The 18352-nt window shown below is 63.7% G+C and carries 1 protein-coding gene (running past one end of the window); it reads right to left on the bottom strand.

Annotated elements, in window-relative coordinates; all coding sequences use genetic code 11:
- Nucleotides 1–18352: the beginning of a hypothetical protein gene (locus E0501_RS03985; RefSeq protein ID WP_235857739.1), read on the bottom strand. It extends 20405 nt beyond the left edge of the window; the window shows 18352 of its 38757 coding nt (coding positions 1–18352); its start codon is at nucleotides 18350–18352; its stop codon lies beyond the left edge, outside the window.

Below are 18352 nucleotides of genomic sequence, written 5' to 3'. Positions count from 1 at the left end.
CAAAGCCCGAAATCGTGCCCGACGTCACCTCGGCGGTGGCGTCCATCACGTCGCCATCGGCAGTGATCGTCAGCTTGTCGGTGGTCAACGTGGTACCTTCACCGACATATGCACGCACGGCGCCCGAAACATCTGCTTCGGGCAGCAGCACGTTGACAGCGATCCCGAACGAGGCGCTCAGACCTTCCGCACTGGCCTCAGCCTGCTGGCTGCCATTGGCGTCGATCGTTGTGCGCCCGTTGCCACCGGCGCCCTGGGTCAGGGTCACCGTGGTGCCCGAACCGCCCGGGATTTCACCGGCCTGGGTGCCGATAAACGCCTCGGTCCGGCTGTCGATGGTCGCATCCGCAATGGTGACGTTGACTGACAGGCCGCCGGCAAGGGCAAAAAAGTTGTTGATCGAATAGGCCTGATCATCGGATGTCGCGGTGATGTCCAACTGGCTCGCCAACACAGTTGTCGATTCACCCACATAGGCAAGCGTATCGCCCACCACGCTGGCCGACGACTTGCTGACCGTGGCACCGGCCAAAAGTCCGACACCGACTGCCAGACTGTCCGCCTTGGCGATGTATTGCGACGTGGCCGTCACGTTCATCGCCTGCCCCTGAAGGTCGACCGTGATCGTCGCCGGAGAGGTCAGCCCGTCGCCCGTCAAATCATTCGGGTTGAAGGCCACCGAGGTCACGTCGGTCCGCGTCAGGCTGTGATCGCCGGTTCCGGTCGAGGTCAAACCAACGAACTGGCCAAGCTGGACATAGTAATCTTCGGGCAAATCAATGGTTTGATCAAAGCTCACATCGTCATGCAGGCTGCGCAGCAGCGAATGCCCGTCGCCCACGCCGGTCGTGGTCAGGTTGATCTCGTTCCCGTTGGTGACGTTCTGGTCCGCCGCGACTGCCGAAGCGTCGAACGTGATGGTCGGCAGACCGTCGCGAACCAGTTCGTGGCCAGTGCCGACACCCGCGTAAAGCAGATCGATCGCGATGCCGTTAGTTGCATCGTCGGCCGTTGCCGCAAGACGGATTTCTCCCCCGCCCAGCGCGATGACATAGTAGGTGCCGCCATCCGTCAGGCCGTTGATCGCGACATTGGTGCCGCCGCCTGCGTTGTACACGACTTCTTCGCCGGTGACGAAGGCCGTGGCCGGTGGTGCCAGATCAAGGCTGTCATCTTCGGCGTTTACGACACCGATGACGATCTCGGCCAACTGGATATAGCCGTCGTCATCGCCCGCGATGACCATATATTGTTGGCCATGCACGAGGCCGCCAACGGACGTGTCGCCGCCATTGTCGTATGTGACAATATCGCCGTCCTCAAAGTCAACGTCCAGTTCACCTACGAAAATGGTGTTGGCGCCGACATTCACGACCGGCCCGGTCGGGGCCAGTTCGGCCAGTTGTACGGTTCCGTTCTCACCCACAAATGTGACGTAGGTGCCGCCGTCGACCAGCCCGCCGATCGCCGTCCCGGTGGTATTATAGACCACCTGTTCACCGGTCTGCATTGGTGCGCCGGCATCATCAACCAGAACCAGACGGTTCTCGTCGGTTTCCACGCTATCGACATCTGCAACGCCGACACGGCCAAAGCTGTGGTTGGACCCAGTCCCAAGCGAGGTCAGGTCGATGGCTTCTCGCGCCAGATAATCTTCGTCGACCTCGGGTTCGTTCGGGGTAAAGACAATGGTCTCGGCCCCGGTCCGCGCCAGTTCATGGCCGTCGCCCGACCCGTAAGAGGTCAGGTTGATCGCGTTGCCGTTCTGGGCATTGGCCAACGAGCTGGCCAGCCTGATCTTGCCGTCCGAAAGAACGATCGCATAGTAGGTTCCGCCATCGCTCAGTCCGCCGATGGCGGTGTTTCCGGCGTCCCCTTTGCTGTAAACCAGCGCCTCACCCGTCGTTACCGCCTTGGTCTGGTTGCCGATGACCAATGTGTCGTCCAGGATTTCCGCAAGCTGGATGCGCCCACTTTCACCAAGCAGCACATAGTATTGCGCCCCGTTGCTTAGCCCGCCGATGGCCGTGCCACCGCCAGAGGAATAGGTCACGATCTCGCCGTCGACCAGCGGCACGTCCTGCGCGTCCAGCGTGACGGTGTCAAAGCGGGTATCAACGATAAAGCCCTGGCGGACCTGTTCGCCAACATGCGCGTCAGTCACGCGATTCACCTCGGCATTCATGATCGTCACGGCACCCGCGATTCCACCGACCGCGACAGAGTCGCCCGAAGGCAATGCCTGCGCGATACTGTCGGCGGTCACATCCAGCGCGCCGTTCGTTGTCACGGTGGTTACGCCGTCGATAATCGCGTTGGTCGACCCTTCGACCTTGGCATCGGCCGACAGGACCGAGACACCAAAGCCCAGACCACCGGCCACGCCAAGAATATCGGCCTTGGCATAATCGGTGCTGTCCGCATCGATGTCGATCAGGCCCACGCCCAGACCGCTGGCAGTCAGGACCGCGTTGGTGGCCCGCGCGGTCACATCGGTGTCCACCACCGTCTTGGCCTCGCCGCCCGCCGCTGCTCCGCCAATACCGGCGGAAATCGACGCAATGGTGACGCTGGTGGCCACGGCCCCGTTCAGATGCGTGGAATCGGCGTCGATCAGGATGTTGCCATTCTCGGCGACTACCTGACTGCCATCCGCCACGGCCTCGACCTGTGTCGAAACCTTGGACCGGCCGATGCCGATGCCGACTGCGATGGCCACCGGACCGATCGCGACCGAAATGGCCACGACATCCGTGGCGACGGTCAATGTATCATGCGCTTCGATATTCACACCGGTCGATGCCGTCACATGCGCGGCATTTTCAACCTTGGCCCCGACCGAACGGGTGACCGAGTTCTCGCCAACCGCACCCGACCCCGCGGCCGCGAGACCTGCTAGGGCGATGGTTGCGGACACCGCAACAGCCTCGGGCGACGCGGTCAGGTCGCTTTCGCTCTTAGCAAGGACGGTGACGCCCCCGCCATTGGCATCGACCCGCGAATTGCTGATCTTGGCCAGAGTGACCCCGGTCAGCGTCTGGACCGCCACCGCCGCAGCTACCGAAACCGACGCGCCGGAATAACCCGCAGAGGCCGCGATGGACAGGGCCAGCGCATCCGCGGTCAAGGTGACATTGTCGACGGCCTCGACCACGACTTCGCCGCTGGCGACGACCTGTTGGCCACTGGCCAGATCGACATCGACAATCATCGCTTCGACATTCTGGCCCACGTTGTTCAGCACGACACCGGCTGCTGCTGCAAAGCTGCCCGAAAACCCTGCGCTGCCCGCAATGCTGAGTGCGATGCCGACGGCTTCAAGGTTGGACTGGGCATCGGAGCGTGCCTTGACCCAGACATCGCCTTCGCCCGCGTCTGTGCCTGCGGCGCTGACGCTGCTGTCGTTGATCTGCGACCGTACTGTGCCGTCCATGTTGGTTTCGGCAATAATCACCGTCGCGGTGCCGGCGAATGCGGCCGAACCCGCCGACACGCTCAGCGAGACGCCAAGTGCGTTGACATCGGAAATGCGGCTGTCGCTGGCATTCAACAGAACCGAACCGTCAAGCGCGCGCACATCGGAATTCGACAGGATCGCGGATTCCACCAGCGATGTGGCGTTGACACGTGTCACGACACCCACGCCTGCACCCGACACGGCCACGCTGCCGGCCGAGATGGCAAAGCCGATGCCATAGCCTTCGAGGAAGATGCTGCCCAGCGTCGTGGCATCAAGCGTGACATTGCCATCCGTGGTTTCGATGTCCGAATTGGAAATGACCGCCCGAACCGAGGTGTCGTAGTTCACTTCGACAATCGTGACCGCGACCGAGATCGCGCCGCCACCGCCACCGACGCCGACGGCCAGTGCCGCCGCGACAGTGGTCGTGTTGATGCTGGACTCGTCCTTGGCGTCGATATCGACACCCGTGTCGGCGTCCACGTCGTCACTGTTTGTGATCGATGCTTCGACCGAGTTTTCCATGGTGTTCATCGACACCGCGCCCGCACCGGCCCCGGCAATACCTACCGAGCCTGCCGCGACGGAAATGCCAGCCGCTACACCGATGGATTCGATCGTATTGGCGTTGCGCGCATCGACCGTCAGAAGGGTCTTGGCGTCAATGTCCGAGTCGTCGATCGTGGCCAGTGTGGACCCGGTTAGTTCGTTCGTGGCAACGGTGGCCGCGATGGCGATGCTGATCGCCGCAGCCCCACTGCCGGAAATGCTCGCAGCCACGGCAACCAGTTCGGCGTGAATGACATTTTCGTCATCCGCCTCGACCGTGATACCGCCGACGGTTGAATTGACCGTGCTCGACCGGATGGACGATTCCGTGCTGCCGCCGATGACGTTGGTGGCCACTGCGGCCGCACCGGCGCCGCTGAGCGAGAACGAGCCCGAGCCTGAGAAGCTCGCCGAAACCGCAACACCCAGTGAATCGACGCGTCCGTTGCGCAGCGCCTTCACCTCAACCGTGCCCGCGTCGGCGGTCAGAGCAGTTGTGGCCGTGGTGCCGTCGATCGTTGCAAGCGTAATGCTGGAGATATCGTTTGTCGCGATCGGCATCGCAAAGGACACGGCCACCGCGGCCGAAGACCCGAACCCGAGCGACGCACTGACGGCGACCAGTTCGGCCTTGATCATGGAACTGTCTGTGGCCTTGACGTTCAGCAGACCGGTGGCGTCGATGTCGGACTCCCCGGTGATCGAGGCTTCGATCCGGTTGGTCATGATGTTCGTGGCGCTCATGCCTGCGCCGGCCCCGCCGATGCCAAAGGTGCCCGATGCGGAAGCCGAAAGAGCGGCCGCGATGCCGATGGCATTGATGGTGTTATTCGCCGTCGCCTCGACAGTGATGCCGCCCGCCTTGGCGTCAACCTTGGAATCCGCGATGGACGCTTTCAGCGTGCCGCTGATCACGTTTTCGACCAATGTCACCGCAACCGCACCCGAGATCGCGCCGCTGCTGCCGACCGAAACCGCAACCGAGGAGGACGCGATCGTGGCTTCGATGGTTGAGATCTCCGAGGCCGTCACGCCGATGGCGCCCGCGCTGGCCTGAACCAGCGTCGCGTCGACGATTTCGGCGTCGAAAATATTGGTGATGACGTTGCGCACGTCGACCCCCGATCCTGCACCGGACAGGGCTAGCGAACCAGAGGCCGCCAATGTGATGGCGGCAGCAATCCCGGTTGCCGTGATCGACTTGGTCGACACGGCATCGACATCGATATTACCGATCGTGGACGTCACCGAAGAGGCATCAATTGCCGCGCGGCCACTGCCGCCAATAGTGTTCTGCGATAGAGAAACCGCTACGCCAAGGCTACCGGACACGCCGCCGCTGGACAGCGAAATGGAGATCGAGGCCGCGATGACATCCGTATGGATATTCGACGTATCGCTGAGACCCACCGCAACCCCGCTGCCGGCGATAACCGTGCTGCCAAGGATCTCAGCATCGGTAGTCCCGGTAATCGTGTTATTGGCCTGCGCCACGGCCAGCGCGGCTGAGACAGCCACGCCGCTTGAGGCAGCGGACACAGAGATCGAGGCTCCAACCGAAATGGCGTCGATATCGCTGCTGTTGGTCGCGTCGACCGTCAACAGGCCACCTACGTTCAGGTCTGTGACATTGTGCACGCCCGCCAGAACAGTGCTGGTGATGGTGTTGGTCGCCAGCGAAACCGCCGCCGACATCGCCAACGACACCGAACCCGAGCCGACCGAGATCGATGCCGTTACCGTCACCAGCGTGGCCTGGATGGTGCTGCCACTGACAGCGTCGATATCAAGCGACCCGTCGACATGGGCCATTGAGGACGTAAAGATACCAGCCGTCGTCGACCCGCCGATTTCGTTCACGGCATGGGCGATCCCAAAGGCGCCACCGATGGCCAGACCACCCGAGGATATGCCAACCTGAACCGAGGCCGCGACCTGCACCGCTTCGATCAGTTTGGTGCTGTCGGCCTTGATCGTTGCGTTGCCGCCGATATCAAGCGTCGAATTGGCGACATGCGCGACGACCGTGTTGTTGATCGCGTTGTTGGCCACGGACACGGCCGCCGTCAACGAAATGGACGCGCCACTGCCGGCGATGCTTGCGGAAATGGCCGCCGTGACAACATTGGCGCGGACGGTCGCGCTGTCGGTTGCAAAGATATCCAGATCACTGTCCACGATGGCCTGGCTGCTGCCGGTGATCCCGGCTTCGATCGTGTTCGTGATCGCATTGGTGGCATTTGCCCCGGCGCCTGCGCCGCTCATCGACACGCCGCTGCCGGTGCCAACGCCCACGCCGACCGACGCGGCGACGGCGGTCGCCTCGATCAGGCCGGTGGATTCCGCGTTGATCCAAAGCGCCCCGTCAGTGTCGACGACAGACGCCCCTTCGACCACCGCGCGGGTGGTGTTGGTGATTTCGTTGTTGGCATCGCTGATGGCGACGTTGAGCGTGGCCGAAGCCCCGTTGCTGGAACTGACGCTGACACCAACGGTTGCGGCGACAAGCGTCGCCTCGATCGTGGATGTATCGATCGCGTCAATTGTGACGTTGCCTACCGCGTCGATCCGTGCATCCCGCACGATCGCCAGAACAGAATTGTTCGTGGTGTTATACGAGCGCGACCCCGCGCCGTTGAGTGAGACCGATGCCCCGCTGCCCGATCCCACGCTGACCCCCAACGAGGCGGCAACGACGGTCGCCGTGATCGCCTTGGACGAGCTGGCGTCGATATCGACATACCCTGCTCCGGCATCCGTATCGACATTGTCGATCAGCGCCTCGGTGGTCGCCACGATGGTGTTGTCGGCGACCGAAACGTTGACATTTCCGCTGACTGACAGGCTGCCCGAAGACGAGGATACCGAAAGCCCCGCCGACACGGCATTGGCCGTGATGTCGCCGCTGTCGGTGGCCCTGATAATGACGCCAGTACCCGCCGTGGCGGTATCCACGTCGCCCGTTGCATCCTGCAACACGGCCCGCGTAGTCAGCGATATATCATTGAACGTAATCGCAACATTGGCATTCGCTGCCACGGCAACTCCCGAATTCGAGGTCGAAACGCTCAGGCTGACACCAAAGGCGGTTGAATCGATGGAGGCACTATTGTCGGCCGTGATCTCGATCTGGTCGCCGGTGTTCAGGGTCGTGTCTTCGATCAGCGCAACCGACGATGCTGTTATTTCGTTCACCGACATCGCAAAGCCAAGACCCACGGCAACGTTGTTGCCGTCCTGGCCGCCGATATTAATCGCAAAAGACGCAGCCCCGGCCAGCGCATCGATGGTGCTGGAATCCGACGCTTCGACGTCGATCTTGCCGGTCGTGTCGACATCGCTTTGCAGCAGGTTCGCTTCGGTCGCAGAGGTAATGTAGTTGCCGGACCCCGAACCGGCACCCGCGATCGCGAGTGTACCACCATTGCTGATCGCGCCGGAAATCCCCAGCGTCAACGCGTCGATGTCGGACGTAGACAGCGCCTTGAGTTCAAAGCTGCCACCGTCCACATCGCCCAGTACGATCTCTGCCGTGGTAGTCTTGGTGATCTTGTTTTCCGCCGCCGCAGCACCTGCCGCGATTGAGCCAAGGTTATTGCCGCTCGACTTGTTGGAAATGGCTAGCGCCGCCGAAGCCGAGTCGGCGTTGATCGTGGAATCGTCCGTTGCAACGACCGACACCTGACCGGTGCCCGCATTCACACTGCGCAGGGTAGTGTTGCGAATCCCAGCGTCGGTGGCTGAGTTGATGTAGTTCAGCGCCACGCCGCCCGCGCCTGCAAAGGCTTCGGAGCTGGCCGAGACAGAAGCCGCACCGGCAACGGCAAGCGTATCGATGGTCGCGTTGTTGCTGGCGTCGATATCAACCGCCCCGGCGGTGATCGGCGTATCCGCCACTGTCGCGCGGATGGTCTGCGTCATGTCGTTGACCGCGACCGAAATCCCCACCGACCCGGCGGAATCCCCGTTGGTGTTGTCCGCCGAGATGGCGAAGGCCACCCCTCCCGCATCCGATACAATTTTCGATTCATCCGAAGCGTTGACCGTCAGCGTGCCCTCGGTGTCGACTTCACCGCCCGCACCGATTTCGGCCAAGATGGTCGAGGTCAGCACATTTACCGTGACCGCGCCCACCCCGGCGAAAATCACGCTCGACGAACTGGAGTTGTTGTTCGTGCTCTGGCTGCCGCTGTCGACCACGCCCGCGACGGCGATCACCAGCGTCTGTATGTCGTTGCCGCCTACCGCGTCAAAGGTCACGCCGCCGTTCTGGCTGCGCAACGTGTTCTGGCCCAAGGCGAGCGCCCAGGTGTCCTGGCTGCCGACGATGACGCCGACGGAACCGGTGATCCCCGCGTCGCCGTTCAGAACGAAGGACAGACCGCCCAGGGCCTGTTGCACTTCGGTCACGTCCTCGGCGCGCACCACGATGCCCTGGTCGGCATGCGGCAGCGTGCCGTTGATTTCGTTGACCTGGTTCACGTCGACGTCAGTGCCGATCACGGCCTTGGTTTCACCGCTCAGCACAGCCACCGTGACCGCGCCCGCGATGCCCACGTTGGTGCCGCCGCCGGTCGACCCCTGGCTCCCGCCCGAACCCGAACCGGAGTTGCCACTGCTGTCCTGGCCAAGCGACGCCGAAGCCGCGATTGCCAGCTGGAAGATGTCCTCGTGGCTGGTCGCCGTGACGGCAAGGCCACGCGCCTGGGTTTCGACCTTGGTCCCGACCTCGGGATCGGTTTCGGTCGGCTGTTCGCGCACCAAGTCATCGACGATGGTCATCTCGGTGCCCTGGCCCAGCGCGATCACGTTCGTGCCGTCGCCGATCACCGCATGAGTATCGTCGAGGTCTACGACTACTCCCACCGAAATGCCCACTGCCGAACCGCTGAGCGATATCCCGGCAGAACCGGCGTAGGATTCGATGTCGGTGGAACTGTCGGCGGCGATCTCGATGGAGCCGATGGCCGAGATGTCGAGGTGCGTGGCCGGCGGCACAGGGTCGCCTTCAGGCGTCAGGCCGCCGTTCACCGTCGCCTTAGTGTTGGTGATGTTCACCAGCACGTTCAGCGAACCCGCGCCCGAGGTACTATCGCCCGCGCCGATGTTGGCGGTCAGCTGGAAGATTCGTTCGCTGCCCTGAGCGGACACTTCGATGTTGCCGCCCGCGCTGATAAAGGTCGGGTCGAGCGCATTGTCCGACCCAGCAATTGTGGCCGTCGTGTCAGCTGTGTTGACTGTCACATCAAGCCCGATACCGACTCCGCTGGCGTCTTTCGATCCGGCGAAAGTGCCTGCAAAATCAAGTATTTCGACGCTCGAGATCGCCTTGGCGGCAATATCGCCGCCTGCGGTCACATCGGTGCCTGCACCAACGTTGGCATGGGTGTCGGTCAGGAAGATGTTGACCACAGCCGACCCGGCGCCCGCGTCGGCACCCGAACTGCCGGAACCGCTGCTAGACCCGGAGCCCGCGCCGCCCGAGCCGTTCTGTCCGCCACCCGAACCGATGGCCGCGCCCACGGCCATGGCCGTGACGTCAAGGTCGATGCCCAGCTTGCTTACCATGTCGGGCAGTTCGATCTTCATCGGCGTGGCGATGCTTTCGGCCTCGACGGTCACGTCGCCCGCGGCGTCAATGTCGTTGCGCGCGCCGATTCTGGCGTTAGTGTCGGCGGTGACGACGTTGACGGCAACCGCCGCGCCGACGCTCGTGCCGCTGCTGTTGAGAAGCAGCGACCCGCCGCCCGCGATGTTCTGAATCCCATTTTCGGTCTTGGCCTTGACCTCGACATCGCCCCCTGTGGCGTTCACCTTGGCGTCGTCACCGATAGATCCCGTCGTCGTGCTCAGCACGACATTGACGCCCGCGGCGCCTGCAATCGCCAGCCCGCCGGACGTGTCTTCAGAACTGCTGCCGGTGTCGCTGCTGGACTTCTGGTTAACCCCGGCGCCGGCCAGTGCGATCACGCTGGATTCGTTGTCCTGCGTGGCGGACACGCTCAGCGAACCGGTCTCGATATCCGCATTCGCGCCAACGGTGGCGACTGCGTCGGTTTCGACCCAGTTGAAGGCAACCGCCGCTCCCACGCCGGTCTTGCCGTCCGTCAGGTTCAGCGCCAGCCCTGTGGCGAGAATCTTGGACTTCGCCGAGACGTCGGCCGTGACGCCCATGTCGCCCGTCGCGCGGATAATGACGCCGTCCGCAACCGTGGCGGTGGCATCCGTGCGCAGCACCGAAACCCCAAGCGCACCCGCGACACGTACCGAACCGCCGCTGGTCTGGGTCGAGGCCTGCTGGCCCGTGCCGCCCTGCCCGCCCGGATTCGCCGTCTGCCCGGCGGCCTGGTTGTTGGCGCCGGTGACTTGGGACCCAGGCTGCGGCGTTGCCAGGGTCGAACCCGACTGACCGCTGGCGGCCGAGGTCGCGCTGGTCGATTGCTGGTTGGCGGTCTGGCCGCCGGAGGATTGCTTCTTGGACCCTTCCGAACTGCCTGTGGCGACGGTCTTCGAGGTAATCGTGCTTTCCGCCGAGACGTTCACATCGTCAGCCGTGTTGCCGGTCGCCGAGACATCGCGTGCCAGAAGAGCGCTGGTATCGTCTTCGGCCCAGGCAATGGCAAGGGCGATGCCCAGGCCTGTCTCACCACCCTTGGTGTCTGCGTCTGCCTCGGTATAAAGGTCGAGCGTGTGGTTGGCCTTGATTGCTAGGTCACCGTCCACCGACAGACCGGTCGCGCCAGACGGAATCGTGGCGTCGGTGTTGTTGAGGGAGACCATCAACGCCAGCGCTCCGCCGACCGAAGTGCCGTCCGTGGCGGTGGTCACGCCGCCCGCGTTGGCCTTGGTCACCTCGGTGTGTTTACCTGTCGCCTCAACCGTCAGGTCACCGAAGTCGGCCAAGGTCGCGCCGCCTGCGATGGATGCCGTAACGTTGTGATCGGATACGCCGATGGCAAAGGACAGACCGAGACCCAGCGATTTGCCAGCGGCGTCTTTCGACGCCAGCGCGCGGGTCAAGCTGTAGGTGGTGCTTTCGGCTCCCACGGTGCTGGCGCCATTGCCAGTCACCGTCAGCGCGGCATCTTCGCCGTACTGCGCCGAGGCTTCGCCGAGGCTGACGTTCACTGCGACCGAACCGGCCACGCTTGACTTGCCGCCGGAAGCGCCGGAAATCGTGGTCGCACCGGTGCTGTGAGTTGCCTCTGTCAGCTTTTGTTCCGCGCCGGCACCCGGGTCGGTCAGCGTGATCGCTTCACCCTTCAGCGCCTTCTCGCGGTCCTCGGCCAGCTTCAGCCGGCCATCCGCCTCGACGATGGCATAATAGGTCTCGCCATCCGAAAGTCCGGTGATGACAGCGCCGTCGGTATCATAGACAACCGCCTCGCCGGTCTGGATGCCGCCCGGATTGTCAAAGACGATCTCGACCCGGGTTTCGTCCGGATTGAAGTTGATCGTATCGGCGCCGGCATCGGTTCGAACCAGTTCGTGAGCATCGCCAGCGCCCTGGTCCTTGAGGTCGATGGCCTTGCCTTCCTCGGCTTCGGATTGGCTGGTCGCCAGCTGGATCTTGCCGTTCTCGCCGACAATGACGTAGTAATCGGTGGCATCGGTCAGCCCATCGATGACGGTGCCCCCGGTGCCCTTGTTGTAGGTCACTTTCTCGCCCGTGGTGAAGGCCACCTCGGGCTCGCCTACAAAGATCGTGTCATCGCTGGTGTCGACCACGGAAAGTTCGCTGGCCTCGATCTTCACATCGCGCGAGACCATCAGCGCCTGAACATTGACCCCCTCGCCCGTGACCGAGGCATCGTCCACAAACGCGATATTGTCCACATCCGCCACGTTCACGGCGATCGCGGCGCCGATAGTGGTGTCGTTGCTGGTGTTGCTGCCTTGGCTGGCTTTCTTCTTCAAGGTGGCCTGCCCGTCGGCGCGGGCGTTGGCATCGGCATTGGCCTCGGATTTCACTGTGACCGAACCACCGGCCACAACAGTGATCGGCGCGCCATCGGCGCCGATGATCTGGGCGTGGGATTCCGTATCGGCGATGTTGATGCCGATGGCCGCTGCAACGGTCAACGCGCCGGAATTGGTGCTCTGACGGTTGCTGGGGCTGGTGGCCGAATTGCCGGTCCCTGTGCCCGCCGAGCGGGTATTGGCCTCGCCCACCTGGTTGTCGGTCTGGCTCTGAACGCTGTTGCCATTCTGCGCAGTGCCATCATTGTTGGCCTGCTGCGAGCCGACCGCCGAGGCGCGCGCATCGCTGCGGCTGGTCGCCAGGGACCGGGCGGTGACAAGGATCGCACCGCCCGCGGTGATCGACCGCGAAAGGGTGGCCACCGCACTGTCGAAGGTGATGGTCAGACCCAGCGAGGCGCCAATGGCCGCATTGGTCGCATCAGCGCTGCCCTTGGCCTCGGTCGAGGTGTCGGCGTCCAGCGTCGCCTTCAGAGTCAGGTCGCCCCCGATGGTCAGTGCCGCGCCGGACGGCAGGGTTGCCAGAACGTCGTTCTGCGCCACCGTGATGCCGATGACCGGGGACACGGCGGTACCGCCGGTGGCGGCCGCGCCGCCCTCGACCTCGGTCGCCATGGCATGGGTGCCATTGGCTTCGATCATCAGGTTGTTGGCGCCGGTCAGCGCCGCGGCGCCGCCCATCGAAGCCTCGGTCAGCATGTCGCTAACATTGACGCCGATCGACACGCCCACGCCGATCGTGTTGCCCGAACTGGTCGAGCTTGAGCCGGTGGAACCGGTTCCCGTGGTCCCGCTGGTGCCGGACGTGCCGGAACTCTGCGCCTTCTTGGCATCCGTTGCCGCGCCCGCCTTGACCGTGGCATCGGTCTTCGACTCGGCCTTGACCGTCACGTCACCGCCGCCGGTGATGTTCACAACCGCCAGGTCGGAAACCAGCGCCGAGGTTGAAACGCTGGGCAGATTCAGGGCAAAGGAGCCCGCCACGCCGGTCGACCCGCCAGAGGCGCCCGAGGTCGCTTCGGCGCTAAACGTATGGGTATCGTCGTCGCCGCGCTCGAACATCAGCGCCTGAACGGTCAGCCCGCCGGCGGTCACATCCGCGCTGCCCAGGTTGGCGTCGATATCCGCCGATCCCCAGTTCAGCGCGACGGCGGCGCCGATGTTGCTGCTGTTGGTCCCGCTGGTCGGAATAGTGGTAGCGCTGCCGTCGGCCTTTGCCGACGCATCCAGATTGCCGCGCGCCGTCACTTCGACTGCGCCGGTGGTGTTCACAACCGCACCGTTGTCGATGGACGAGACGACGTCCAGATCCGCGATATTCAGGCTGATTGCCGCTGCGACAGTCAAGCTGCTGCCGTTGTTGGAGGCATTCGACTGCGACTGGCCAGTGCTTGCCGAAGACGGAGTCGCCCCGCTACTGGTCCGGTTCTGCGTCTGCGTAGTTGCCTGGCCGGCTTGCGCGTTGGTCTGGTCGTTGACGTTCTGCCCGCCATTGCTTTCGGGCGCACCAGTGGCGCTGGCCTCGGTTTCGGTGCGGCTGGCCGCGGCCCCTTGGGCCACCAGCGATACGCCACCGCCGGTCGAGGTCACGTCACGCAGTAGCTGCGCCACCACATCGTCCTCGGCCACGGTCAGGCCAAAGGAAATACCGACAGCGGCGTCAGTGCCCTTGGTGTCGCCCTTGGCCGTCGTCACCGTTTCCGCCACATGGGACGCGGTGGACGATAGGTCGCCAGAAAGGGTCAGGGCGTCGCCGGCCTCGATGACCGCCGAGGTGTCGTTCAGCGCAACCGAAATACCCAGAACAGGGGTCGCCCCAGTGCCGCCGGTCGATTCCGCGCCACCGGTGACATCGGTGCGCATGCCATATTTGCCGTCAGCTTCCAGCGTCAGATCATCCGCGCCCGCGCTCAGGATAGCACCGGTTTCATAGGTCGCACGGGTGCTGTTGTCGGCGATGTTCAGTCCAAACGAGAACCCGACGCCGGTACCGCCGCTTTTTTCCTGCTTGGCGCCCGTATCGACGCCCGCAAAGGTGTCGGACACCGCCCGGATCGTCAGCGCACCGACATCGCTATCGCCATCATTGTCTGCTTCGTTCAGCGTCGCTGTCGCTCCCGCAGCATGCGTCGCCGAAGCATTGATTTCCGCCACGTTGATCGCCAGCGACCCGGCAATCGACAGGTTGCCCTGCCCCGCGCCCGAGGTCGAATCCGCCGCCGCACGGCTGGTCGTCTCGGTCAGCGTCCCGGTGCCCGTGCCGGTGATCTCGACCGCGTCGCCCTTGGCCGCGTTGTCGCGGCTCGTGGCCAGCTTGAGGTCGCCATGTTCGTCGATGATGGCGAAATAGGTCTTGCCGCCCGTCAGGCCGGTGATGTCCGGATTGCCGCCGTTGCCATAGACCACCTCGTCGCCGGTGCGCAGGCTTTCCTTGCCATCACTGTCCAGGGCAAAAACGTCCTTATCGGGATCGAAAGTGATCGGATCTTCGCCCGACTTGGTCAGGGTGTGCTCGTCGCCGGCGCCCTGGCTGGTCAGGTCGATCGTGTTGGCCTCGAGGTCGGTATCAGCCGTTGCCTGCGGCGCCAGCTTGATCTTGCCGTCGCCGACATTGAACACCTTGTAGGTCGTTCCCTCGGTCAGCCCGGCGATGACAGTGCCACCCCCTGCGGAATAGACCACCTCGTCACCGTCTTCGAGCCCCGCGCCCTTGCCGACGAAGATCGTGTCGTCGGCGGTGCTGACGGTCGGGCCGCTGGTGGCGGTCAGGCTCATCTCGCGGCTGGCCTTGTTGGCCTCCAGCGTGATGCCATCACCCAGCAGAGTCGCCGTGCCGGAATTCGCCGTGGTCTGCACGTTGGCATAGTTCAGCGATGCCGCCGCCCCGACCGTGGTGCCACTGGCGCCGTTGGTGGCCGTGCCGTCGGCATTCGCCCAGCTGTCGACGTTCGACCGCGCCTTCAGAGACAGCTCGTCGTCAGCGTCAACAGTGACCCCGTCGGCCAGTTCGACGCTGATGTCAGTGATCTGCACCGTAATCGCCAGCGCCGCCGCGACAGACATGGTGCCGCCGCTGTTCGAAGCGCTCGGCGGCGTCTGCCCTTCAGACGAGCCCGCCTGCTGGCCAGTGCGGCTCTGGGATTGCTGGTTGGCAAAACCGGCCTGCGATTGCGAAGTCTGGTCGACGCCATCGGCGGAAGTCGTGGAATCCTCGCCTTCCGCCCCGGCAGCCGAAGCCTTGGAATCGGTGCGCGACCGGATCACGCCGGTCGAGGTCAACGCGATTGCCCCGGTGGCCGAGGACAGGTCGCGCAGCAGCCGCACCATTGAGGTCTGCTCGTCCACCGTCAGGCCAAAGGAGATGCCGACGGCCGTGCTGGTGCCTTCGGTCGCGCCCTCGGCGGTCGTCACGTTCGCAGCGTTGTGGGTCGCACCAAGCCCGATGTCGCCATTGAAGCTGACGGCACCGGTGCCGATGCCGATTTCCGTGTAGGTGTCGCTGAACAGCAGGGTGATAGCCGCGACAGGCACGATCGAGGTGCCGCCCGAAGCGCCGCTCTTGGCAAGCGTCTCGACCTCATGCGTCGAGGTCGCCGCCATGGTCAGGTCGGCGCCGTTCGATATCGTTGCATCTGCATCAATTGCGGCGGTTGTCTGGTAGTCGATGATCGCCAGGGCCACCGAGGCGCCAAAACCCATGGTCTCGCCGGACGCGCCATCTTCCGAAGGAACCGCCTTCGTGACGGTCTTGGTCTCGGCCAGAGCGCTGACGCTGAGGTTGGAGTTGTTGAGGTCAACCGATCCAACGCGGGCCTCGACATTCGCCGTCACCACGTTGATGGCAAGCGAACCGGCCGCGGCGGTTGTGCCGCCACCCACACCCGAAACCGCCTCGATCGAGAAAGTCTCGTCGGCGTCCATATGCGCCGTCATGGTGATGCCGTTCGAAGCGGTCAGGCTGCCGCCCGAGATAATTGCGCTGACGGTTGGATCGACAATGCCCAGAACCACGGCGATGCCGACACCAGTACCGCTGTCGCCGGTGGTGGTGCCATCGGCCTTTGCCGTGACGCTGTCGGTGCTCATCGCGGTGATGGTCAGCGCCTGATCGGTGTTGATCGTGCCGTCGACATCAACCGAGGTGACCGGGCGATAATCCGACACCACGACCGCTGCGGCAAAGGTGATGCTGCTGCTGCCGCCAGCCCCGTCGCTGGCCGCCGCCTGGTCGCTGGTGTTGCCATCGTCGTTCGGGTCCGCCAGGCGCTGTTCCGACGCATTGGTGCTGCCCGTGCCGCCGCCAGCCCCGGACGCTCCATCCGCCGTCGAGATCGCATCGGTGGTGACGACCGAAGTCAGCGTGGAAGTCAGGCCAATATCGCCGCCGGTTGCGCTGATCGACGCCGTGCCCGCGACGTTGGTGCTGGTCTCGATGCCAATGGTCGAAACGGCTAGCGTGGCACCCTTGGCCCCAGCATCGGTCGATCCGTCAGCCTCGGATTCGATGTTCAGTTCCGAGACGGCGCCCAAGCTCACGGCGCCTGCGCTGGATGTGATGGACGATGCGCCATCCACGGTCACGGCGCTGTTGCCATAAACCACGACGACCGAAACCGCCGCATCAGCATTGTTCGAGGTGCTGTCATCGTCGCCGTTGTCACCGGCATTGTCGCCGACCGCCACGTCGATATCCGCCGTCGCCGTAGCGGTAATGCTGTCGGCCGACAGGGTGGCGCCGGTCAGGGTGATCCCGACATCGGGCACGACGCCCACGCCGGTCAGGTCCAGCACGCCTGCCCCGGCCAGATCGCCTGTGGTCGTGGTGATGTCTACCGCGCCTTCGGCGGTCATGGTCAAATCGCCGCCTGCGGTGATCGTACCCGTCACGTCGATCGTGGCCGTGGTGGCAGCGACGAAGAAGCCTTCAAGGCCGATGCCCTGTAGGAACGACGGGGAATCCGTATCGACAATGACGCCGTCATCCTCGGCAAGCGAATTGAGGATCACGTTGCCGCTGGCCGTAATGGTCCCCGAAACCTCGATGACTTCGGCATTGATCGTCAAGTCATCGACGGTCAGCGTCCCGTTGACGATCACCACATCCTTGTGGTCTTGACCTTCAATGATGAGGTCCATGGTCCCCAAGTTCACGTCGCCTTCAAAGGTCACCTGGTCACGTGACAGGAACGGAATCGCGTCATCCGGATCGGCAATCGTGTTGTCAGCACTTGCCCCAAGATTGAGAGTCAGTGAGTTGCTGGGCAGACTGGTCAGGGTGAATGATTCGAAGGTCAGGACAAGGGGCAGCCCTTCGGGAATGTCGACACCGCCGAATGGCAATTGAGACGTTACGTGCAGCCCGCTGCCGTCCTGCGTGATTTGCGCAGTGTCAGATTTGGCCGAAAGGTCGATAACCCGATCGGTCGCATCCATGTTGTCTGTGATCGGCTCAAGCCCCGCATATTCCAGCACGACCCCATCCCGGGTCACGGTGCCCGAATGCAGATCGTAGGCAACGTAATCCACGGTCTCAAACGTGCCGCCATCGAAGACAAGGGAATCAAAGCCGCCATCGCCGCCATCTAGGATTCCGGACAGACTCCCACCTTCGGTGACGACGAAAGTGTCCTCGTTGTCAGCCGATCCCCGGAGGTTTTCGACAGAAACGAAGGACACGCCCGCGACATCCCCGGCGTTCGCGCCGGTAACATTCCAGAGCGTATCGCTCGGCGGGCCGGTGACAGCGTCTGTCCCTGCCCCGCCGCTTAGAAGCACACGCCCGGCAAGACCGGCGTCGATGGCCTCCAGCGTGATTTCGTCGTCGCCTTCGCCCGCGTCCACGGTGATCGCGCCGGTGGGCGCCTCGAAGGTGTAGGCGACCATTCCGTCGCCGGTGATCGTGCCAACACCGTCGCTGGCAATGCCGCTGTTGTCTTGGATGCGCAGGTTCTGCCCCTGCGTCGTGGCATCCGAATACAGCCGGTCGGTCGCGCTGTTCTGGTCGTTCACCGCCTCGGTGCCGGTGAGAGACAGGTTCACCACCTGCGCGCCGTCCGTCATCCCCAGCGTGCCTTCGCCGTCGCCCGTGACGGTCAGGGAAACCGTGTCGAGGGACGCGCCGGAAATCGTCACGCTGTCCGAGCCGTCGCCGCCGTCGAAGGCAATGTCGACCGGTGACACGAATCCGTCGCTGAAGTCGATCTCGAGGGTGTCATCCTGCGCCGTGCCAGTGACGCGGACGTAAGAAATCTCTTGAACGAACCGGTGCGCGATTAGGGAATTGGCTTGGCTGTCGTACACATTGATCGATTGCGTCAGCGCGTCGTAGCGCAGAAGGTAGTCCGCACCAGTCTGAGCGTCCAT

The organism is Marimonas lutisalis (assembly GCF_005434965.1).
Lineage (GTDB): Bacteria > Pseudomonadota > Alphaproteobacteria > Rhodobacterales > Rhodobacteraceae > Marimonas_A > Marimonas_A lutisalis.
Note: the sequence above shows the minus strand (reverse complement) of the source record. Positions and strands in the feature narration are given on the sequence as shown.